Raw genomic sequence first — 20395 nt, 5'->3', positions numbered from 1 at the left:
AATGGTTTTGATCTGCCTCCCTTCTTCCGTTCGCATCGAGCGAAGTCGAGATGCCCATCGGTCGTGCGCGCCTTCGGGGTGTCTCGACTTCGCTCGACACGAACGGGAACGAGAGGAAGGCGCGAAGCCCTCACAGTCAAAAGGGATGCCATGACTCACGGTTTCGACACGGCGCGGCTGGACCGCATTCCCGCCTTTCTCGAGGCGAAATATGTCGGCCCCGGCCGCCTGCCGCACGCCGCGACGTTAGTGTCGCGGCGCGGCGAGATTGCGCATCGCTCGTGCATCGGCGAGGCGCGGCCGGGCGCGCCGCTGAAGGACGATGCGATCTTTCGCATCGCCAGTATGACCAAGCCGATCACCAGCGTCGCGTTCATGATGCTGGTCGAGGAAGGCAAGGTCGCGCTGTCCGATCCGCTGGTCAAATTCTGCCCCGAGTTCGGGGACACCGGGGTGTTCGTCGCGGGCGGCGGCAATGTGCCGTTCCTGACCCGCCCGCCGACGCAGCCGATCCGCATGGTCGACCTGCTGCGCCATACCGCGGGGCTGACCTACGGGTTTCAGGAGCGCACCCCGGTCGACGCCGCGTATCGCAAAGCGCGGATCGACGATTTCGACGCCGATTACACGATGGACAGCTTCATCGAAGGGCTGGCCAAGATCCCGCTGCAGTTCGACCCCGGCGCGCACTGGAATTATTCGATGGCGACCGACGTGCTCGGCGCGGTGATCGAGCGGATCGAGGGCAAGCCCTTTGCGCAGGTTTTGCAGGAGCGCATTTTTGGCCCGCTGGGCATGGTTGATACCGGGTTCAAGGTGCCTGCCGACCAGCAGCACCGCCTGACCGACTGCTATATGTTCGACCCGCAGGCGAAAATGAAGCCGTTCGACAGCGGCGACAAGAGCCGCTGGGCCAAGGACCGCAGCTTTCACTCGGGCGGCGGCGGGCTGGTATCGACGCTCGCCGACTATCACCGCTTCTGCCTGATGCTGCTCGGCGGCGGCCAGATCGATGGCGTCCGCATTATCAGCCGCAAGACGCTGGCGCTGATGACTGCGAACCACCTGGTCGGCGGCGGCGACCTGGTTCAGCACAGCGTTGGCATCTTTTCCGAGGCCGAAAATGCCGGGGTCGGCTTTGGCCTGGGCTTTGCGGTGAACGAAAGCCCGGCGCAGACGATGACCCCCGGGTCGGTCGGCGATTATTATTGGGGCGGCATGTTTTCGACCGGCTTCTTTGTCGATCCGGTCGAGCAGATCTGCATGGTGTTCATGACCCAGCTCATGCCCTCCTCCACCTACCCCGTGCGGCGCGAGGTCAAGACGCTTGTCCACGCCGCGATTGATGACTGATTTGAAAACCCCTTGTTTGAAATGAAACCCATATTTCCGTTCGCATCGAGCGAAGTCGAGATGCCCATCGTTGGCGTATGCCTTCACGGTGTCTCGACTTCGCTCGACACGAACGGGTTTGGGATTGAAGGAGCCTGAAATGTCCGAAGACACCCCCGTTTCCGTCACGATGGAAAAGGATGGCGACGTCGCCGTCATCATCGTCAACAATCCGCCCGTCAACGCCCTCAGCTGGCACGTCCGTCAGGGGCTCGAAGATCATTTCGCCGCCGCGCTGTCCGACGACAGCGTCAAGGCGATCGTGCTGCGCTGCGCCGGGGCGACCTTTATCGCGGGCGCCGATATCAGCGAATTCGGCAAGCCGCCGCGCGGCCCCGATTTCAATGCGGTGCTGAACAGCATCGAAGCGGCATCGAAGCCCGTCGTCGCGGCGATCCACGGCACCGCGCTCGGCGGCGGTCTGGAAACTGCGCTCGTCTGCCATTATCGCATCGCCGTCCCCTCGGCGAAGCTGGGCGTGCCCGAAGTGAAGCTCGGCCTGCTCCCGGGCGCCGGCGGCACCCAGCGCCTGCCGCGCGTCGTCGGCGTCGAAGCCGCGGCGACGATGACCTCGACCGGCGATCCGCTGCCCGCCGCGAAAGCCAAGGAGCTTGGACTGGTCGATGAACTGGCGGGCGAAGACAGCTTGGCCGCCGATGCGATCGCCTTTGCCCGTGCCAAGATCGCCGACGGCCCGCGCCCGACGCGCGAGCGCCCGGTGTTCGGCGACGTCGCGGTGATCGAACAGCTGAAGGCCGCGAATGCCAAGCGCTGGCGCGGGTTCGAGGCGCCTTACGCCAATCTCGCCTGCGTCGAAGCCGCGACGCGGCTGCCGTTCGAAGAGGGCCTGGCTTTCGAGCGCGAACAGTTCATGAAGCTGATGTTCGGCAGCCAATCGGCGGCGCAGCGCCATATCTTCTTCGCCGAGCGTCAGGCCGCGAAGATCGACGGCCTGCCCAAGGACACCCAGCTGCGCGACATCAAGAAGGTCGGTGTCATCGGCGCCGGCACGATGGGCGGCGGGATTTCGATGAACTTCCTGCAGAAAGGCATCCCCGTCACGATCGTCGAGATGCAGCAGGACGCGCTCGATCGCGGCGTTGGCGTCATTCGCAAGAATTATGACGCGTCGGCGGCCAAGGGCCGCTTCAAGCCCGAACAGGTCGATCAGATGATGGGCATCCTGACCCCGACCCTCAGCCTCGACGATCTGGCCGACTGCGACCTCATCATCGAAGCCGTTTATGAGAATATGGACGTCAAAAAGGACATATTCGGCAAGCTCGACAAGATCGCCAAGCCCGGAGCGATCCTGGCGTCGAACACCAGCTACCTCGATGTCGACGAAATCGCGACCGCGACAAGCCGCCCCGGCGACGTGCTCGGCATGCATTTCTTCTCGCCCGCCAACGTCATGAAACTGCTTGAGGTCGTGCGCGGCGAAAAGACCGCGCCCGACGCGCTGGCGACAGCGATGGCGATCGGCAAGAAGATCGGCAAGGTCGCGGTGGTTGCGGGCGTGTGCGACGGCTTTATCGGCAACCGTATGCTGAAACCGCGCCAGATCGAGGCGATGAACCTGTTGATGGAAGGCGCCACCCCGGCGCAGGTCGACAAGGTCCATGTCGAGTTCGGCATGCCGATGGGCCCGTTCCAGATGAGCGACCTCGCCGGTGTCGATATCGGCTGGCACCGCGATCCCAACCGCATCGAAAGCATCCGCGACGCGCTGTGCGCCGAAGGCCGCTGGGGGCAGAAGAAGCAGGCGGGCTTTTACGATTATGACGAAAAGCGCCAACCGTCGGAAAGCGCCCGCGTCGCCGAGTTGATCGAGGAGTTTCGCGGCAAGACCGGGACGACAAAGCGCGAGATCACCGATCAGGAGATCATCGAACGCACCCTCTATCCGATGGTCAACGAAGGCGCACTGATCCTGTCCGAAGGCAAGGCGCAGCGTGCGAGCGACATCGATGTCGTGTGGATCTATGGCTATGGCTGGCCGGTCTATCGCGGCGGCCCGATGTTCTGGGCGGGCCTCGAAGGCACCGACAAGATTGTCGCCGCGCTGGAAAAGCACGGGTTCGAGATTGCGCCGCTGCTCAAGGAAAAGGCCGAGGCGAAAAGCGGCTTCTGATCCCGCATTCGATTATAATCCGCAGGCCGTCTGTCCCACCGCGGGGCAGGCGGCCTTTGCTTTCGCCTGCCGCCGCCGCGGGTAGACACAAATAGTTGCGATTCAGGGTTAAAGCGCTGGTCACACCTGCCGTTACGGCAGAGCATGATCGCCATGTCTTTTCTCGCCCTGTTGCTGCTCACCGGCAGCGTTCCGGTTGCCGCTCCGTCAGCTCCGCCGACGACGAGCGCGGTTGCCGTCGCCCGGGCGCGGATATTGGCGCCTGCCGAAGTACGGCGTATCGACGGGCGGATCGAGGTCCGCACCGGCGATCGCCGCGCATCGACGCAGGTGCATCGGGGCGAGCGTAAGGATGGCGGCGAGACGGCGGATTTTTATTGACCAACGTCGCCCGCGCGGAGGCGGAGGCCGCTGGAGGCGTATTGCTGCGCCGTCGTAACAAGCCGACTGCGGCCCCCGCCTTCGCGGGGGCGACGGTTATTTCTGCAACGTCTGGATAATCGCCGAAAAGTCGCGGCCATCCTGATCGGCGGCAACAAACGCCTCGTATAATTCGCGCGCCTTTGCCCCCATCGGAACGTCGGCATCGACGCTCGCCGCCGCTTCCATCGCGAGGCGGAGATCCTTGAGCATCAGCGCCGCGGCAAACCCGCCCTTGTAGTCGTTGTCCGCAGGCGTCGTCGGCCCGACGCCCGGCAGCGGCGCGTAGCTGGTCAGCGACCAGTTCTGCCCCGACGACACGCTGGCGATGTCAAAGAATTTTTGCGGGTCGAGCCCGAGCTTGAGCGCCAGCGCCAGCGTTTCGCACGTCGCGACCATCGAGGCGCCGAGCAGCATGTTGTTGCAGATTTTTGCCCCCTGGCCCGCGCCGGCATCACCCGCGTGGATCACCGCCTTGCCCATCAGGGCGAGGATCGGCTCGGCGCGCGCAAAGCCGTCGTCGGTGCCGCCGACCATGAAGGTCAGCGTCCCGGCATTGGCCGCCGCGATGCCGCCCGACACCGGGGCATCGACCGCAACGAGGCCGTTGGCGGTCGCGGCCGCGATGTTCGAGCGCGCCGTCGCAACGTCGATCGTCGAGCAATCGAGCAGCAGCGTTCCCGGTGCGGCGTTCGGGAAGACATCGGCTTCGTAAACGCCCGCGACATGCTTGCCCGCGGGGAGCATGGTGACGATGGCTTCGGCGCCAGTCACGGCTTCGGCCGCCGACGCGGCACGGGTGCAGCCCGCCTCGACGGCGCGCGCGAGCGCCTCGTCACTGAGGTCGAAAGCGCGCACCTCATGCCCTGCCTTCGCCAGGTTCGCGGCCATACCGCCGCCCATATTGCCGAGTCCGATAAAGGCTATTTTCATAACATTTCCAATTCACCGAGAATGACAATGATGCCGAGAAAGGCAAAGACGGGGCCAAGTATGAAACCGAGAATCGCCTGAAGATATTTTAGGAACCAATCGAGCCTTGTCGTGGGCAGCGGTTCCTCGCCAGTTGCTTTGACGATGGCCGCCTCGAGAATGCTGATCGTCTCTTCTTGCCGGTATCGCCAGTGATTCCATCCAACCCAGACGAGCAGCAAGCCCATCGCCAGATAGCCGATCCCGACAATCATCGCCCCTTCCACACGCCTTCGCGCTTCTCGATGAAGGCGGCCATGCCTTCGGCTTTGTCCTCGGTCGCCGCGAGGATCTGGAACAGGCGGCGTTCGTAGATCAGCCCCTGATCAAGGGTGGTTTCGAACGCGGCGTTGACCATGTCCTTGTTGATCATCGCGGCCATTGGCGGCATCGCCGCGATCACGGTCGCGGTCTTCACCGCTTCATCAACGAGCGCCTCATGCGGCACGACGCGCGCGACCATGCCCGATCGCTCGGCTTCGGCGGCGTCCATCATCCGGCCGGTCAGGCACATTTCCATCGCCTTGGCCTTGCCGACCGCGCGGGTCAGCCGCTGCGACCCGCCCATGCCCGGCGCTACGCCGAGCTTGATTTCGGGCTGGCCGAATTTCGCTTTCTCCGACGCGATGATGAAGTCGGCCATCATTGCCAGTTCGCAGCCGCCGCCGAGCGAAAAGCCGTTCACCGCGGCGATCCACGGCTTACGGATCTTTTTGACGAAATCGCTCGTCCATTTCGAGAAGAAATCTTCGAGGTAGAAATCGGCGGCGGGCTTGTCCGCCATTTCCTTGATGTCGGCACCCGCGGCGAAGGCCTTGTCGCCCGATCCGGTCAGCACCGCGCAGCGTTGGCCGGGGTCGGCTTCGAATGCGGCGAAGGCGGCGATCAGGTCGTCGAGCACTTGGCTGTTCAGCGCATTGAGCGCCTGCGGGCGGTTGAGCGTCACCAGGGTGACGGCGCCGCGCTGTTCGACGAGGAGGGTTTCGTAGGTCATACTGTTCTCCGTCGCCCCCGCAAAGGCGGGGGCCGTTGGCGTTAAAGTCGGGCGGCCGCGTCCAGAGTCACGTGCCTCTGGACGCCCTTCGCGGGGGCGACGATTAAGGCAGCGGCGTCCATTTCTCAGCTTCAGGCAAAGGCGCGAAAATCGCGTCGATCCAGTCGTCGGTGACCGCCTCCGGGGTCGCGGGATTCCATTGCGGACTATTGTCCTTGTCGACGATCAGCGCGCGAACGCCCTCCAGGAAATCATGCATCGCGACGACGCGGCTGCCGATCGCATGTTCCTGCGTCATCTGCGCCGCAAAGTCGTGCATCTCGCCGCCTTCCTTCAACTGGCGCAGCGCGACCTTGCACGTCTGCGGCGATTTGCTGTGCAGCGCCGCGAGTTCCTTTTCCGCCCAGTCGCCGCCGTCGGCTTCGAGCGCGGCGAGGATGTCTTCATAGGTGTCGCTGGCGAACAGCCGGTTGATCTTGTCGATATGCTGGGTGATGTCGGCCGGTGGTGCGGTGACCGCCAGATCGCCCAGGATGCCGCCGATGCGGTCGGGATGCGCGGCGATGCGCGCCTTCGCCTCGTCGAGCTTTTCGGGCGGCAGATAATGCGTCGCGAGGCCGAGCGCCAAACATTCGGCTCCGTCGAGCCGCGCGCCGGTCAGCGCGAGAAACACCCCGACGCGGCCTTCGAGCCGCGGCAGATACCAGCCGCCGCCGACATCGGGGAACAGGCCGATCCCCGTTTCAGGCATCGCAAAGCGCGTATGCTCGGTCGCGACGCGATATTTCGCCGGCTGCGAAATACCGACCCCGCCGCCCATCGTGATCCCGTCCATGAAGGCGGTGACCGGCTTGGGATAGGTGAAGAGCAGGTGGTTGAGGCGATATTCGGTGTGGAAAAACGCCCGCGCCGCGACCGCGTCCTTGGCGCCGCTTTCCGCCAGCATGCGAATGTCGCCGCCAGCGCAGAAGCCGCGGCCCTCGCTATGGTCGATGATCACCGCCTCGACCGCGTCGTCATCGCGCCATTTGAGCAGCGCATCGATCATCGCTTCGCACATCGCAAGGTTTAGCGCGTGGATCGCCTTGGGACGGTTCAGCGACAGGCGGCCGGTGCGGCCGTCGGTCGAGATGAGGATGTCTTCGGTCATATGGCAGGTCCTTCGAGACGAGTCTTCGCCAGGCTCAGCCCCTCCTCAGGACGAACGGCGGAACAAGAAACCCGTTTGTGCTGAGGAGCCACTGAGCTTGTCGAAGCGGCATCTCGAAGCATCGTCATCGTCATTGCCTCAACAAATCCCTTCCAACGATCATCCGCATCACCTGATTGGTGCCCTCAAGGATCGAATGGACGCGCAGGTCGCGCCAGAAACGCTCGATCGGATAATCCTGCAAATAGCCGTAACCGCCGAACAATTGCAGCGCGTCGTTGACGATCTTGCTGCCATTGTCGGTCGCCAGCCGCTTTGCCATCGCCGAGAAGCGCGACTTGTCGGGGGCGTTCGCGGTGACCTTGGCCGCCGCCATGTAAAGCAGCGCGCGCGACGCCTCGAGGTCGGTCGCCATGTCGGCGAGCATGAACTGGGTGTTCTGGAAATCGGCGATCGGCTGCCCGAACTGCTGGCGGTCCTTGGTGTAGGCGATCGCTTCGTCGAGGCAGCGCTGCGCCCCGCCGAGCGAACAGGCGCCGATGTTCAGCCGCCCGCCGTCGAGCCCCGCCATCGCAAAGCGGAAACCGTCGCCCTCGGCACCGACCAGATTTTCGACCGGGACGCGGCAATCCTCGAAGATCACTTGTGCGGTCGGCGAGGCGTTCCAGCCGAGTTTCTTCTCGGGCGCGCCAAAACTCAGGCCCGGCGTGCCTTTTTCGATGACGAGGCAGCTGATGCCTTTGGACTTTTCTTCGCTGGTGCGAACCATGCAGACATAGATGTCGTTGACGCCCGCGCCGGAGATGAACTGCTTGGTGCCGTTCAGCACATAATGGTCGCCGTCCTTTTTGGCCGTCGCCTTGAGCGCGGCGGCGTCGGACCCCGAACCGGGTTCGGTCAGGCAATAGCTCGCGATCTTTTCCATGCTGACGAGTTCGGGCAGGAAGCGCGCCTTCACCTCGGCGCCGCCGAAGCGGTCGATCATCCAGGTCGCCATATTGTGGATCGAGATATAGGCGCTGGTCGCGGGACAACCATAGGCCATCGCCTCCATGATCAGCGCGGCTTCCAGTCGGCCCAGCCCGATGCCGCCCGATCCCTCGGCGACGTAAATCGCGCCAAAGCCGAGTTCGCCCGCTGCCTTCCACACCTCGACGGGATAATGATGTTTCTCGTCCCATTCCGCAGCGAACGGCGTGATGCGATCGGCGGTGAATTTGCGCGCCATATCCTGGATCGCGAGTTGGTCTTCGGTAAGCTGGAACTGGTCGGTCATGGTCATTTCTCGATAATGGCTTCGGCTTCGATTTCGACTTTCCATTCGGGACGGATCAGCGCCGGGATGACGAGCATCGTCGAGGCCGGACGAATGTCCCCGAACACTGCGCCATGCGCACGCCCGACCAGGTCGGCGTCGGCGGCGTCGGTGATGTACATGCGTGTACGCACGACGTCGGCAAAGCTGCCACCGAGCGCGGTCAGCGCCTCGCCGATGATCGCGATGCAGCGCGCGGCCTGCGCACCCGCGTCGCCGGGGGTCGATGATCCGTCGGGTTCGATCGGCGCACAGCCCGCGACGTCAATGCGGTCGCCAACGCGAACCGCGCGGCTGTAGCCGTAGATCGCCTCGAACGGTGATGCCGAGCTGTGCTTGCGGCGGCTGGCCCCGCCGATGCCCGCGTCAGCCACAGCTGATCCGCTCGATCTTGAGCGCGTCGTCATAGGACACGGTCAGCCGGTCGGGACGGAAATCCATCGTCACCGCGGTGCGCGGCGGCACCCAGCGCAGGGTGCGGGCGCCGCTGCCCTTGATGAGCTGGGCGCCGACATCGGCGGTCGCGGTCTGGCCGACCAGCGATTGCACGGCATCGGCGCTGCATACCGCTTCGGCGGGCGGCGGCGACGCGGTTTCGGCGGGAGCCTCGCTGGCGGCGCACGCCGCGAGTGGCAGGGCGGCGACAAGCGCCAAGATGCGAACGTCCAATGTGAGTCTCCCTTTCAAAACCATCAGGCGCAGCGGGTATAGCGCATCGGAGTGGCGGCGGCACCCTCGCCATGGTCGCGGCGGATCAGGGTCTTGCCATCATTCTGCGCGTCGAGCACCATCAGCCGATCCCACTCAATGCCTTCGCCGCTGAATTTGTAATCGGCAACGATGCGGCTGGCGTCGCGTTCGCGCACCCGCGCCAGTTCGCCGTGCGATTCGTGAAAGCGCAGGTTTGCCGCGTCGATCACCAGCGCGGTCAGGTCGGTCCCCGGACGCTTGGCGCAATCGCTGGCGTCGAGCGCCCAGCGACCGCGAATCGCCGCGGGGATCGCCTTGTCGCCGGTCCCGATACCGGGTTCGGTGCCCGTCAGCGGCGATTCGGACGGATCCGGTTCATAGCCGCGACCCTCCTCCCAGCGCGCCAGCGCGTCGGGATCGCTTTGGCCTTTTGGATCGTCCGCGGCGGCGGTCGCAGCGGGCGCGGCGTCGTCCTGCGGCGCGGGCGCCGCCTTATCTTCGCCGCCGCTACACGCGGCCAGCATCAGCAGGCCGGGCAGCAAAAGCCATCGCGTCATCATACCTCTCCCTGGGCGACGCGGCCCGGTGCCGCGCCTTACCAAGGGAAATGCGCGCGGTGCACCGCCGGTTTCATCGGACCGCCGCCGGCGCCGCCCGTCCCAGCCCAGAGTCAGGCGCCCAGCTTTGCAATGACGTCGCCGAACAGCACCTCGTCGCTCGGCAGCACCTTCGGCGTCGCCAGCGGTTTCGACACCCAGGTTTCGTTGATCAGATCGCGCCAGGTGATGTTGTTGTTGGTGCCGTTGCCGCCCCAGCTGCCGCAGCCCAGGGAAAAGGTCTGGCGCATGCCGTTCCACAAATTGCCGCTGTTCGACGCCGATTGCGGCTGGTTGACCATCACGCGGCTCGTCCGCGTCGCATTGGCCAGCTTCATGATATTGGCGTCCGACTGCGAATAGATGCCGCAGCTGTGGCCCTGTCCCTGATAGGACTGGATATCGTTGGTCAGCTCGATCGCATGATCGATGTCACGGGCGCGATAGAGCGCCATCGCGACGGTCATCTTCTCGCCCGAAAACGGATGGTCGGGACCGTGGCCGGTTTCGGGAATAATGAAAAATTGTGTGCCTTCGGGGATGTCGAAGCCCGCGAAATCGGCGATGAACTGCGGCGGCTGGGCCACGACCTTGGCGTTGATATGGCCGTCGGTCCACAGCACTTTCTGAAACTTGGCGGCCGCCTCCGCGTCGAGGACGAAACCGCCCTTTGCTTCGAGCTTGGCAAGCATGTCGTCGTAAATCGCATCGACCAGGATCACGCTGTTGTCCGACGAGCAGGACGCGGCGAGGTCGAGCGTCTTCGACATCCGGATTTTTTCGGCCGCATCGTCCAGGTCGGCGGTTTCGTCGACGGTGATCACCGCATTGCCGACGCCGACACCGAGCGCCGGGGTGCCGCTGGAATAAGCGGCGGTGACCATCGCGCCGCCGCCGGTAGCAAGGACGCGGTCGCACTGGATCATCAGTTCGTTGGTCTTGTTGACCGACGGCGTGTCGATGCTGAGCACCAGATCGGCGGGCGCACCCATCTTGACGATCGCCTCGCGCATCAGGTCGCAGATCAGCTTGTTGGTCAGCTTGGCGCGCGGGTGCGGCGCAACGATGATCGAATTTCGGCCCTTGACCGCCGAAATCGCCTTGATCACTGGGGTCGCCTCGGGATTGGTCGATGGCGACAGCGCGCCGATGACGCCGACCGGCTTGGCGATCTTGACGATATTGCGCGCGGCATCTTCCTCGATGATTCCGACCGACTTGTCGTCGATAATGTCCATCAGGGTGGCGCGCGTCTTGCGGAAAATCTTGAGATATTTGCCGTCGTAATTGCCCAGCTGGGTTTCATCGACGGTGTGCTGCGCGATCATTTCGGCAACCCCCGGCTTGGCCACCGCCCACACCATCGCACGGATCAGCGCATCGACCTGTTCCTGGCTGTAGTTTTCGATCTGCGCCTGTGCCGCGCGCGAGCGGGCGACCAGCGCCGCGACTTCGGCGGCTTCGCTTGCGGCGACGCTGTCGTCCTGCGGACGTTCGAGGGTGTTTGCCTGAGCCATATGATCCACTCCAAAAACCGCGCGCACTTCGTCATCGAGACTCGACAGCGTCAAGTATCGAGGGTGCGCTGGGCGCAGCATAGTCTCTCGAAGGCCCAGCGCGCAACCAATGGACATGCAGTCTATAACTGCATATTTGCAGGTCATGGACTGGGATAACCTGCAAATCTTCCTTATCGTCGCACGTCAGGGTACGCTTGCCCGCGCCGCGCGGGTGTTGAAAGTCGACGCCACGACAGTCAGTCGGCGGATCGGCAATCTGGAAAGCGCCTTGCAGCAGACCCTGTTCGAACGCGCACCCGGCGGGTTCGTGCTGACCGCGGCGGGCCGCGCGCTGGTCCCGCATGCCGAGGCGATGGCGACGGCGGCGGCGCGCATCCATGCCGCCGAAAGCGGCGGATCGGCGCTGTCGGGGCAATTGCGGATCAGCGTGTCCGAAGGGTTCGGCAACAGTTTCATCGCGCCGCGGCTTGCGGCCTTCACCGCTGCCCATCCCCAGCTCGAGATCGACCTCGTCGCCTCATCGGGGTTCCTCAACCCCTCGCGGCGCGAGGCCGATATGGCAGTTTTGCTGGCGCGGCCCCGCAAAGGGCCGCTGATCACCCGCAAGCTGTCGGACTATAGCCTCGGCCTCTACGCCCCCGCCGACCGCCCCGACTGGCAGGCCGCCGCCACCGCCATGCCGCTGTCGCGCGCAGGCATTCCGGTGATCGGATATGTGCCCGACATCCTCTACGCCCCCGAACTCGATTATCTGGGCGAGATCGAACCCGGCCTGCGCGCAGGCGTTCGGTCATCGTCGATCCTGGCGCAGCGGCGGATGATCGCCGGCGGCGCGGGCGTCGGCATCCTCCCCTGTTTCCTGGCGGCGGGCGATCCGGCGCTGGTGCGGGTGCGGCCCGAACAGGTCATCGCCCGCAGCTTCTGGCTCGCGCTCCACCGCGACGTCGCGCCCCAACCGCGCATCCGCGCGTTCATCGACTGGCTCGACACCGAGGTGCGCGAGAGCCGGGGGTTATTGTTGCCGTCCTAAAGGCGTCCAGTCGGACGGCAGCAGCCCCCGCGGTCCGAACAACCGATCCAGCGCGTCGGCACCCGCCGCAGCGTCGCGCAACTGGTCCGCGATCGGGTCGTCGATCGGGTGATCGCTGCGCAGGAAGGCGACCCACGCCGCCACTGCCATTTCGAGCGAAGCGCAGCGCTGACCGCGCGCCTGATGCCAGGCCAGCGTTTCGAGCCAGCGCTGCGGAATCTTCTGGCTGCCGTCCATCGCGATCTGGAGGAGCCGGTGGTGGAGCGCCGGATTGCCGAAGCGCGCGAGGAGCGCGCCCGCATAGGCGGCCAAATCCTGCCCCGGCGCCGCAGCGATCGTCGGCGCGGCTTCATCGCGCATCAACCGCTCGATCACCGGGCGGATCGCGGGATCGGCAATCGCCTGATGAACGAACTCATGCCCGCGCCCCAGGCCGATATAGGCGAGCGCCGAATGGGCGCCGTTGAGCATCCGCAGCTTCGCCGTTTCGTAAGGCGCGACGTCGGCGACCAGTTCGCCCCCCACCGTTTCCCAGCGCGGGCGCGGGCCGGCGAAATCATCCTCGATCACCCATTGGCTGAAGTCTTCGGTGACCACCGCGCCATCATCGCGCGCTCCGAGCAAATCTGACACCGCCGCACGGTCGACATCGGTCGTCGCCGGAACGATGCGATCGATCATCGTCGCCGGAAACCGACATTCACGGTCGAACCAGTCTGTCAGGTCGGGGTGCGCGGCGGCGAGATATTCGCGCATCAGGCCGCGCAGCACCGCGCCATTGTTCGCCAGATTGTCGCAGCTGAGCAGGGTGAGGCCAGGCAGGCCCGCCGCCTGGCGCGCCGCAAGTCCCGCCGCGACGAAGCGGTACAGGCTGGTCCCGCCACTGGCGGCAGCAAGGTTCAGCGACCCGTCGGGCCGACGCAAATAGCCTTTCTCGGTCACCGTAAAGCTGACGATATGCGTTGTCGGCGCCGCGATGGCAGCGATCACCGCCTGCGGGTCTTCGGGCGCGACCAGCACCCGCTGCACCGCTCCGACCAGCCGCAATTTGCTGCCCGCCGCGCTGCGGGTGCTGACCGTATAAAGCCCGTCCTGCGGATTGAGCTGCGCCGCGACATCGCCCGAACGCAGCGACACGCCGATGATGCCCCAGCCGCGGTCGCCCGCGTTCATCGCGTCGTCGGTGTAAACCGCCTGATGCGCGCGGTGGAACGCGCCGATGCCGATATGGACGATGCCCGCGGTTTGAGCGGCGCGGTTGTAAGCCGGTATCTGGATCGATGCGGGAAGCGGCGTATCGGGGTTTAGCTTCACAGCCGGTAGGCCGCCTTGGCGAGATTATAGCTGAGGTCGGTCGCCAGTTCAGCGGCTTCCCATTCCTCCATGCGATGTTCGGCGACGAGCTGGGCCAAGAAACCGCAGTCGATCCGCCGCGCCACATCGTGCCGCGCCGGGATCGACAGGAAGGCGCGCGTGTCGTCGTTGAAGCCGACGGTATTATAGAAGCCCGCGGTCTCCGTGGTCTGGCCGCGAAAACGCCGCATCCCCTCAGGGCTGTCGTGGAACCACCAGGCGGGGCCGAGCTTCAGCGCCGGATAATGCCCCGCCAGCGGCGCGAGTTCGCGCGCATAGCTGGTCTCGTCGAGCGTGAAGAGGATGATCGTCAGCCCGGCCTCATTGCCATATTTGCCGAGCAGCGGGCGCAGTGCGTGAACATAGTCGGTCGCCGTCGGAATATCGGCGCCCTTGTCGCGGCCATAATGGTCGAACAGCCACGGGTTGTGGTTGCGAAGGGCGCCGGGATGGATCTGCATCACCAAGCCGTCGTCGAGGCTCATCCCCGCCATCACCGTCAGCATATGGGCGCGGAACAGCTCGGCATCGGCGGCGCTCACGTCGCCGCGCATGACGCGGGCGAACAACGCCTCGGCCTCAGTCTTCGAGAGGTCGGCGGTCGCCGCGGTCGGGTGGCCATGATCGGTCGAGGTGGCGCCCATGCTGGCGAAGAAGGCGCGGCGGTCCCGGTGCGCGGCGAGATAACCGGCGTAGCTATACGCGTCCTCGCCCGACAGGTCCGAGAAGCGCGCCAGATTATCGCGGAATCCTTCGAATTCGGGATCGACGACCGGGTCGGGACGATAGGCGGTGATGACGCGGCCGCCCCATTCGCCGTTTTGATTGGCAGCACGGATGACCGCGTGATGGTCCAGCGTGTCGAGCGGGCTTTCGGTCGTCGCGATAACTTCGATCCCGAAGCGGTCGAACAGCGCACGCGGGCGGAACGCGTCGGTCGCCAGCGCCTCGGTAATCCGGTCGTAGTAAAGGTCCGACGTCGCCGCCTCGAATTGCACCTCGATCCCGAACGCTGCGGCGAACACCCAGTCCATCCACATCCGCGACGGGGTGCCCCGGAACAGGTGGTAATTTTGCGCGAAGATCCGCCAGCATTCGCGCGGGTCGGCATCAGGGTTGCGGATGCCCAGCGCATCGAGAGAAATGCCCTGCGAATAAAGCATCCGGAACACATAATGGTCGGGGTGGAGCAGCAGTTCGGCGGCGTTGCCGAAGGAGGCATTGCCCGCGAACCAGCTGGGGTCGGTATGCCCGTGCGGGCTTATGATCGGCAGGTCCGCCACCGCAGCGTAGAGGCGCCGCGCAATATCGCGCTGCCCTGCATCGGACGGAAACAGACGGTCGGGATGCAGGATCAGCGGACGGGTCATGCGGCCGTCGTCGCACTTTCGACGCGCACCGGCGCCAGCTTCGGGCTGAGGAGGTGCACGGCAAGCACCGCGAGAAAATAGACCGTCGTGCACGCGGCAAAGATCAGCGTGTAATTGCCGCCGGTGGCGTCGAGCACCAGCCCGGTCGATTTCGCCATGATCATGCCGCCGACGCCGCCCATGAAGCCGCCCAGCCCGATCACCGATCCGACGGCGCGTTTGGGGAACATGTCGGGCGGGATCGACAGGATCGTCGACGAAAAGGCCTGATGCCCGGCGAGCGCAATGCCGATCAGCACCACCGCGAGCCACATATTGTCGAGCCCGGTCACGAACAGCAGCGGCAATACGCATAGGCCTGCGCCGATCATCGTCACCTTGCGCGCAAAATTGACGCTGTGGCCGTTCTGGATCAGTTTCGACGACGTCCATCCGCCGACGATGCTGCCGACGTCCGAAAGCAGATACATGATGATCATCGGCAGCAGCACGACCTTCAGATCGACGTCGTAAGTGGTGCTGAAATATTTGGGCAGCCAGAACAGCATCAGGAACCACACCGGGTCAGTCAGGAATTTGGCGATGGCAAAGGCCCAGGCCTCGCGCTTGGTGACGATTTTTGACCAGCCGAGCCGCTCGACCTGTTCGGGCGGATCATGCTCGATCCAGGCGAGTTCGGCCTCGCTGACCTTCCCGCTCTCACGCGGGTTGCTGTAGAGCCACAGCCACAGGAGGAGCAGCACGACGCCAAAGGCGCCGCTGTAGATAAAGGTCTGGCGCCAGTCGAATCCCATCCAGACCATGAACAGCCAGATCGTCGGCGCGGTCAGGATGACGCCGATTGTCGTCGCGCTGTTGACCCAGCCGATCGCGTAGGAGCGTTCCTTTTGGGGAAACCACTCGCTGCTGGCGCGGACGACCGACGGGAAATGCCCCGCTTCACCGACCCCCAGGATCACGCGCGCCGCCATGAACGATGCGACCGACCCGGCAAAGCCGTGCGCGACATGGCCGATCGTCCAGATGGTGATCGCGATGCTGTAGCCGATCTTGGGACCGAAGCGGTCGATCAGCCAGCCCATGAGCAAAAAGCCCATCGCATAGGCGGCCTGAAACGCGGTGACGATGTTGCCATAATCATTCTCGCTCCAGCCGAGCTCGTCGCCGAGCACGGGCGCGAGCAGGCCGAGCATCGTGCGGTCGATATAATTGACCGTCGTCGCGGCAAAGAGCAGCGCGATGATCAGCCAGCGATAACGACCCGCCCGCGGCACCGGCAACGCCGCACCTCCGTTCGCGCTTGCCTGTGCCATCATTCTCTCCCGTTATGGTTTTAGTAGCCGGTAATCGAGCAGCCGACGCGGATTTTTCCGTCGAACAGCGCTTCGGCGCGCTGGCCGGCCGCAATTTCATGCACCCCGGTGATCGCCCCCGCCGACACCCATGTGCCGGAGGTGATGGCCATACCGCGCGCGCGCAGGGTGCGAATCAGGAACAGCACCGATCCGAACGGCCCGTCGAGCATCGGCTCCATCGTCGCCTGCCCCACCGAAACCCCGTCGATCGTCATTTCGACCGGCATGGTGATCAGGTCGCGGTCGCGCCAGTCGGTAATCGGTGGTCCGAGCACCAGCCCCTTGTTGTTGCCATAGTCCGACGCGGTGACCGCGGGGCCGTGGCGGTTGATGTCGGGAAAGGGCGAACTGGCGATCTCGATCCCGGTGCGAACCTCGGTAATGCAACCGCGGACCGATTCGATGTCATATTCGCGCTCTCCGACCTCGCCGAGGCACAGCAGCACTTCAGCCTCGGCCGCGGCGAAGCCGCCGGCATAGACCGGCATCGCCGCGCCGTCGGCAGCGATCTCGTCGGCAAAAATGGGTCCAGCGATACGATCGCCGCCATAGCGTGCGACGAGGTCCGGGGCGATCCGCCCGACTTTCCATCCGCCAATCCGCCGACCGTCGAAGTCAATCGCCGCGCTCTGGATCGCATAGGCATCCGCCATCGTCTGCGGCATCACGCCCGGATACAAGGTAAGCGGTGTCTTTTCGGCGCGAGCGGCCAAAAAGGCGCGGGCGATATTTTCCTGTTCAGGGGTTACCGGCATCTTTGTGATTTCCCTCTTCCGCCAAACCGTCTATGAGACACCGGTGTCAAAAGCAAGTGAATAGCGGATGATGATCATCGTTCGGTGGCTTTTTGGCAGCAGGCGCGCCGCCGGCCCATCGCCGACGGCGGCGCGATGGGTGCAGCGACGATGACGTCACCAACGATGGTGGAAATGGGCAGATGACCGACGCGATCCGAATCCACGCAGGCGACAATGTCGCGACCGCCCTCGCCGACCTGTCGGCGGGCAGCGCGGTCGCCGTCGGCGCACAGCGCGTGATCGTCGCCGAAGCGATTGTGCGCGGCCACAAGCTGGCATTGGCGCCGATCGCGCGCGGCGCGCGCGTGATCAAATATGGTTTTCCGATCGGCATCGCGACCGCCGATATTGCGGTGGGCGCGCATGTGCATAGCCACAATCTGGCGACTGCGCTGTGGGGAAACGACGCTTATGCCTACACGGCGCCCCCGCCGCCATCGCCACCCACACCACCCGTGCGCCACTTCATGGGCTATGTCCGCGCCGACGGGCGCGTCGGCACGCGCAACGAGATATGGATCCTGCCGACGGTCGGCTGTGTCGGCAATCTGGCGGCGCGCGTCGCGCGGATCGCGGGCGCGCGCCATGCCGGGCGCGTCGATGGCGCCCACGCGTTCAAGCATCCTTTCGGCTGTTCGCAGCTCGGCGACGATCTGAGCCATACGCGCGGATTGCTCGCGGCGCTGGCGCAGCATCCCAACGCGGGCGGGGTGCTGGTCGTCGGGCTGGGCTGCGAAAGCAACCAGTTGACCGCGTTGCTTGACACTATCCCCGAGGGTCGGCGCGGTCATATCCGCACCCTGTCGGCGCAGGCGGTCGAGGATGACGAGGCGGCGTGCCTGACGCTGGTGGACGAACTGGTCGAGGCCTGCGCCGACGTCCCGCGCAGCGCCGCGCCGCTATCGGCGCTGACTCTGGGAGTCAAATGCGGCGGGTCGGACGGGCTGTCGGGGCTCACCGCCAACCCGCTGGTCGGGCGAATGGCCAATGCGGTCGCCGCGGCAAATGGCAAGGTAATCCTGACCGAAATCCCCGAAATCTTCGGCGCCGAACAATTGCTGATGGACCGCGCGGTGTCGCATGACGTCTTCGACCGGACCGCGCGGCTGGTGCAGGATTTCAAAGCCTATTTCACCCGCCATGGCGAGCCGGTGAGCGAGAATCCCTCGCCCGGCAATATCGCGGGCGGCATCACGACGCTGGAGGAAAAGTCGCTCGGCGCGGTGCAAAAGGGCGGGCAGGTGCCGCTGGTCGATGTCCAGCCCTATGGCGGCGAGGCGGCGCTGCCCGGGCTGACGCTGCTCGAGGCGCCGGGCAACGACGCGGTCTCATCGACCGCTCTCACCGCAGCGGGCGCGACGGTCATCCTGTTCACCACCGGGCGCGGCACGCCTTTGGGCTTTCCGGCCCCGACGCTGAAGATCGCCTCGAATAGCGACCTTGCTGCACGCAAGGCGGGATGGATCGACTTCGACGCAGGCCAAGTGATCGGCGAAGGTTTCGCCGCGGCATCGGACGCGCTCCTTGACTTAATCATCGCCACCGCATCGGGCGCGGCGACGAAGGCCGAGGCAAACGAGGAACGCGATATCGCGATCTGGAAATCGGGCGTGACGCTCTAATCGAGCGCGCGGAAGGTGAAGTTGCGGAACCGCGCCTCGCCCGCCCCTGCCGAATAAAGCCCAGGGCGCAGCATCAGAAAGCCGCCGCGGACATTGTGGTGATATCCCGACACCTCCATGCCGCGATCGAACCGGGTCCAGGTCTTTCCGCCGTCGCCGCTGGTGTCATAGGTGACGATATGGCGGTCGTTGGTGACGCGCATCCGCATCCGGGTTCCGTGCGGATTGGTCGGCCGCGCGCGTTCGATGCCATATTGGTGAGTGACAAAGCGCTCGCCGTCAAAGCCGAGCCCGCAATAGAGCCGCTCGTCGTAAAACAGGATCAGCCCCGCGGTGCCGCCGGGCGCGATCTCGATATCGCATTCGAAACGATACGCCTGATCGCCCGCGATCAGCAGGAAGGGCGATGAATCGACCGGCGCCTTGCCGCGCGCCCGCAGGAACAATGATCCTTTTTCGACCCGCGCGCGGCTGCGTTCATCAGCTGCGGGTTTGAAGAAATTCCATTTCGCGCCGAGCGCCAGCGTACTGAAATCGTCCGACAACGCCATGCCGTGCGGACCTGTGATCGTGCCGCCCCGGGGCTTGGCGATCGGCTGGGACAGGTCGCCGCCGGTCATCCGGAACCAGCCGTCATCGGTCCATTCGATCGGATCGAGCAGCGCCTGACGGCCGAGGGTCCAATAGCCGTTTTCAAAGCCGTGATAGACGCTCCACCAGTCGCCCGCCGGCCCCTCGACCAATGTCGCATGGCCACGCGACCACCATTTTTCCGCCGCCGATGTGGTACGGACGAGTGGGTTGGCGGGGCAATTCTCCCACGGGCCATGGATCGATTTCGACCGCGCCGCGATCACCATATGGCCGGTTGGCGGTCCCGCGGTGCCGCCGACCGCGGTGATCATGTAATAATAGCCGCCGTGGCGGGTGATCTTCGGGCCTTCGGGGGCGAAGCCCTCGACCACCCAGTGGGACGGATAGCGCCACGGGTCATAAACATGCTCGGGTTCGCCGATGCGGCTGAGCCCGTCGTCGGACAGGCGCACGCGGTCGCCGCCTGACAGGAACAGCCAGCGCGACCCGTCCTCACCGACCGCATGACCGGGATCGATATGGCCCGGCAGGTTCAGGTCAACCGGATCACTCCATGGACCCTCGATCTTGTCGGCCCAGATCACCCAGCTCGTGTTGGGGCCTTTGGTCGGAATGTAGAGATAATAGCGCCCGCCATGCTTGCACAGTTCGGGCGCCCACACCGATCCGATATTCCTGTGCAGCGCGGGGCCGATCGGCCGCCAGTTCACCAGATCGCGCGAATGCCAGATGACCAGCCCCGGATAGGAGTCAAAAGTCGAAAAGGTCATGTAATAATCGGCGCCGTCCTTCAGGATCGAAGGGTCGGGATGATCGCCCGCCATGATCGGGTTGAGAAAACGCCCGTCGCCCAGATCGGCCTTGCGCTGCCCGTCGAAACCCTTGGCCCAGGGCGGCGGCGGTGCGTCCTTCGACTTGGGTATTGCGACCGCTGCGCCGGGCAGCCCCAGGCCGCCAATCATCGCACCGGCCAGCCCCGTCCCGACCAGTTTGAGCATGTCGCGGCGATCGGTCATTTCATATTCCTTGCAAAAGAAAGGCCCGGCCCCCGCAAGCGAAGACCGGGCCTCACCGGGACTAACTATGGTCGA

Annotated in this window: 19 protein-coding genes; 5 read left to right on the top strand and 14 right to left on the bottom strand. The window is 64.9% G+C overall.

Annotation, left to right across the window (positions count from 1 at the left end):
- Window positions 1–150 precede the first annotated feature (150 nt).
- The 3 genes from J2X44_RS01690 (at window position 151) to J2X44_RS01680 (ending at window position 3907) form a co-directional block, all read left to right on the top strand.
- Complete coding sequence (locus J2X44_RS01690) at window positions 151–1353, top strand: serine hydrolase domain-containing protein (RefSeq protein WP_310087554.1); 1203 nt, start codon at window positions 151–153, stop codon at window positions 1351–1353.
- Between the two features lie 139 nt (window positions 1354–1492).
- A complete protein-coding gene (locus J2X44_RS01685; protein WP_310087553.1) occupies window positions 1493–3526 on the top strand; it encodes a 3-hydroxyacyl-CoA dehydrogenase NAD-binding domain-containing protein in 2034 nt (677 codons plus the stop codon).
- Window positions 3527–3679: 153 nt separating this feature from the next.
- Window positions 3680–3907 (top strand): hypothetical protein, encoded by a 228-nt coding sequence (locus tag J2X44_RS01680; protein WP_310087552.1) that lies wholly within the window; start codon window positions 3680–3682, stop codon window positions 3905–3907.
- 96 nt (window positions 3908–4003) lie between these two features.
- Here the strand turns inward: J2X44_RS01680 and mmsB are convergent, their stop codons facing one another.
- From mmsB to J2X44_RS01635, 9 genes are all read right to left on the bottom strand, one after another.
- A complete protein-coding gene (gene mmsB / locus J2X44_RS01675) occupies window positions 4004–4879 on the bottom strand; it encodes a 3-hydroxyisobutyrate dehydrogenase (RefSeq protein ID WP_310087551.1) in 876 nt (291 codons plus the stop codon).
- Window positions 4876–5133, bottom strand: a complete 258-nt coding sequence (locus J2X44_RS01670) for a hypothetical protein (RefSeq protein WP_310087550.1) — start codon at window positions 5131–5133, stop codon at window positions 4876–4878. The genes mmsB and J2X44_RS01670 overlap by 4 nt, the downstream gene beginning before the upstream one ends.
- Window positions 5130–5912: an enoyl-CoA hydratase-related protein gene (locus J2X44_RS01665; RefSeq protein ID WP_310087549.1), complete on the bottom strand. Its 783-nt coding sequence runs from the start codon at window positions 5910–5912 to the stop codon at window positions 5130–5132. Before J2X44_RS01665 ends, J2X44_RS01670 begins: the two co-directional genes overlap by 4 nt.
- 103 nt (window positions 5913–6015) lie before the next feature.
- Window positions 6016–7062: an enoyl-CoA hydratase/isomerase family protein gene (locus tag J2X44_RS01660; RefSeq protein ID WP_310087548.1), complete on the bottom strand. Its 1047-nt coding sequence runs from the start codon at window positions 7060–7062 to the stop codon at window positions 6016–6018.
- 130 nt (window positions 7063–7192) lie between these two features.
- Window positions 7193–8338, bottom strand: coding sequence for an acyl-CoA dehydrogenase family protein (locus J2X44_RS01655; RefSeq protein ID WP_310088304.1), 1146 nt, complete (start codon window positions 8336–8338; stop codon window positions 7193–7195).
- A gap of 2 nt (window positions 8339–8340) precedes the next feature.
- Window positions 8341–8751 carry a RidA family protein gene (locus J2X44_RS01650; RefSeq protein ID WP_310087547.1) on the bottom strand — a complete coding sequence of 137 codons (411 nt, stop codon included), beginning with the start codon at window positions 8749–8751 and terminating at the stop codon, window positions 8341–8343.
- Window positions 8744–9046 (bottom strand): I78 family peptidase inhibitor, encoded by a 303-nt coding sequence (locus J2X44_RS01645; protein WP_310087546.1) that lies wholly within the window; start codon window positions 9044–9046, stop codon window positions 8744–8746. The genes J2X44_RS01650 and J2X44_RS01645 overlap by 8 nt, the downstream gene beginning before the upstream one ends.
- 23 nt (window positions 9047–9069) lie before the next feature.
- Window positions 9070–9624 (bottom strand): hypothetical protein, encoded by a 555-nt coding sequence (locus J2X44_RS01640; RefSeq protein ID WP_310087545.1) that lies wholly within the window; start codon window positions 9622–9624, stop codon window positions 9070–9072.
- Between the two features lie 113 nt (window positions 9625–9737).
- Window positions 9738–11180 (bottom strand): aldehyde dehydrogenase family protein, encoded by a 1443-nt coding sequence (locus tag J2X44_RS01635; RefSeq protein WP_310087544.1) that lies wholly within the window; start codon window positions 11178–11180, stop codon window positions 9738–9740.
- 145 nt (window positions 11181–11325) lie between these two features.
- Between J2X44_RS01635 and J2X44_RS01630 the strand changes: the two genes are divergently transcribed.
- A complete protein-coding gene (locus tag J2X44_RS01630) occupies window positions 11326–12213 on the top strand; it encodes a LysR family transcriptional regulator (RefSeq protein ID WP_310087543.1) in 888 nt (295 codons plus the stop codon).
- Here the strand turns inward: J2X44_RS01630 and J2X44_RS01625 are convergent.
- From J2X44_RS01625 to J2X44_RS01610, 4 genes are read right to left on the bottom strand one after another with little or no spacing between them, the layout of a single operon-like run.
- Window positions 12196–13527, bottom strand: coding sequence for a mannitol dehydrogenase family protein (locus J2X44_RS01625; RefSeq protein WP_310087542.1), 1332 nt, complete (start codon window positions 13525–13527; stop codon window positions 12196–12198). The two genes, J2X44_RS01630 and J2X44_RS01625, sit on opposite strands and share 18 nt — an antisense overlap.
- Window positions 13524–14936, bottom strand: coding sequence for a glucuronate isomerase (gene uxaC / locus J2X44_RS01620; RefSeq protein WP_310087541.1), 1413 nt, complete (start codon window positions 14934–14936; stop codon window positions 13524–13526). Before uxaC ends, J2X44_RS01625 begins: the two co-directional genes overlap by 4 nt.
- Window positions 14933–16249 (bottom strand): MFS transporter, encoded by a 1317-nt coding sequence (locus J2X44_RS01615; protein ID WP_310087540.1) that lies wholly within the window; start codon window positions 16247–16249, stop codon window positions 14933–14935. The genes uxaC and J2X44_RS01615 overlap by 4 nt, the downstream gene beginning before the upstream one ends.
- Window positions 16250–16269: 20 nt before the next feature.
- Window positions 16270–17046 carry a 2-keto-4-pentenoate hydratase gene (locus J2X44_RS01610; RefSeq protein ID WP_310087539.1) on the bottom strand — a complete coding sequence of 259 codons (777 nt, stop codon included), beginning with the start codon at window positions 17044–17046 and terminating at the stop codon, window positions 16270–16272.
- A 182-nt stretch (window positions 17047–17228) separates the two neighbouring features.
- Here J2X44_RS01610 and J2X44_RS01605 point away from each other — a divergent pair, with 182 nt between their 5' ends.
- Entirely contained in the window at window positions 17229–18710 is a 1482-nt protein-coding gene (locus J2X44_RS01605; protein ID WP_310087538.1) for an altronate dehydratase family protein, read from the top strand.
- Here the strand turns inward: J2X44_RS01605 and J2X44_RS01600 are convergent.
- Window positions 18707–20320: a family 43 glycosylhydrolase gene (locus tag J2X44_RS01600; protein WP_310087537.1), complete on the bottom strand. Its 1614-nt coding sequence runs from the start codon at window positions 20318–20320 to the stop codon at window positions 18707–18709. The two genes, J2X44_RS01605 and J2X44_RS01600, sit on opposite strands and share 4 nt — an antisense overlap.
- Between the last annotated feature and the right edge of the window lie 75 nt (window positions 20321–20395).

It is taken from the genome of Sphingopyxis sp. BE259 (genome assembly GCF_031457495.1).
Lineage (GTDB): Bacteria > Pseudomonadota > Alphaproteobacteria > Sphingomonadales > Sphingomonadaceae > Sphingopyxis.
The sequence above is the reverse complement of the archived record's forward strand: the minus strand, read 5'-3'. Positions and strand labels throughout refer to the sequence as shown.

Bases quoted from the DNA above. Each gene is read 5' to 3' on its own strand.
- J2X44_RS01630 (WP_310087543.1), top strand. From the start codon at position 11,326: ATGGACTGGGATAACCTGCAAATCTTCCTTATCGTCGCACGTCAGGGT.
- J2X44_RS01635 (WP_310087544.1), bottom strand. From the start codon at position 11,180: ATGGCTCAGGCAAACACCCTCGAACGTCCGCAGGACGACAGCGTCGCC.
- J2X44_RS01690 (WP_310087554.1), top strand. From the start codon at position 151: ATGACTCACGGTTTCGACACGGCGCGGCTGGACCGCATTCCCGCCTTT.
- J2X44_RS01670 (WP_310087550.1), bottom strand. From the start codon at position 5,133: ATGATTGTCGGGATCGGCTATCTGGCGATGGGCTTGCTGCTCGTCTGG.
- J2X44_RS01605 (WP_310087538.1), top strand. From the start codon at position 17,229: ATGACCGACGCGATCCGAATCCACGCAGGCGACAATGTCGCGACCGCC.
- J2X44_RS01685 (WP_310087553.1), top strand. From the start codon at position 1,493: ATGTCCGAAGACACCCCCGTTTCCGTCACGATGGAAAAGGATGGCGAC.
- J2X44_RS01600 (WP_310087537.1), bottom strand. From the start codon at position 20,320: ATGACCGATCGCCGCGACATGCTCAAACTGGTCGGGACGGGGCTGGCC.
- J2X44_RS01680 (WP_310087552.1), top strand. From the start codon at position 3,680: ATGTCTTTTCTCGCCCTGTTGCTGCTCACCGGCAGCGTTCCGGTTGCC.
- J2X44_RS01655 (WP_310088304.1), bottom strand. From the start codon at position 8,338: ATGACCGACCAGTTCCAGCTTACCGAAGACCAACTCGCGATCCAGGAT.
- J2X44_RS01665 (WP_310087549.1), bottom strand. From the start codon at position 5,912: ATGACCTACGAAACCCTCCTCGTCGAACAGCGCGGCGCCGTCACCCTG.
- uxaC (WP_310087541.1), bottom strand. From the start codon at position 14,936: ATGACCCGTCCGCTGATCCTGCATCCCGACCGTCTGTTTCCGTCCGAT.
- J2X44_RS01610 (WP_310087539.1), bottom strand. From the start codon at position 17,046: ATGCCGGTAACCCCTGAACAGGAAAATATCGCCCGCGCCTTTTTGGCC.
- J2X44_RS01660 (WP_310087548.1), bottom strand. From the start codon at position 7,062: ATGACCGAAGACATCCTCATCTCGACCGACGGCCGCACCGGCCGCCTG.
- mmsB (WP_310087551.1), bottom strand. From the start codon at position 4,879: ATGAAAATAGCCTTTATCGGACTCGGCAATATGGGCGGCGGTATGGCC.
- J2X44_RS01615 (WP_310087540.1), bottom strand. From the start codon at position 16,249: ATGGCACAGGCAAGCGCGAACGGAGGTGCGGCGTTGCCGGTGCCGCGG.
- J2X44_RS01640 (WP_310087545.1), bottom strand. From the start codon at position 9,624: ATGACGCGATGGCTTTTGCTGCCCGGCCTGCTGATGCTGGCCGCGTGT.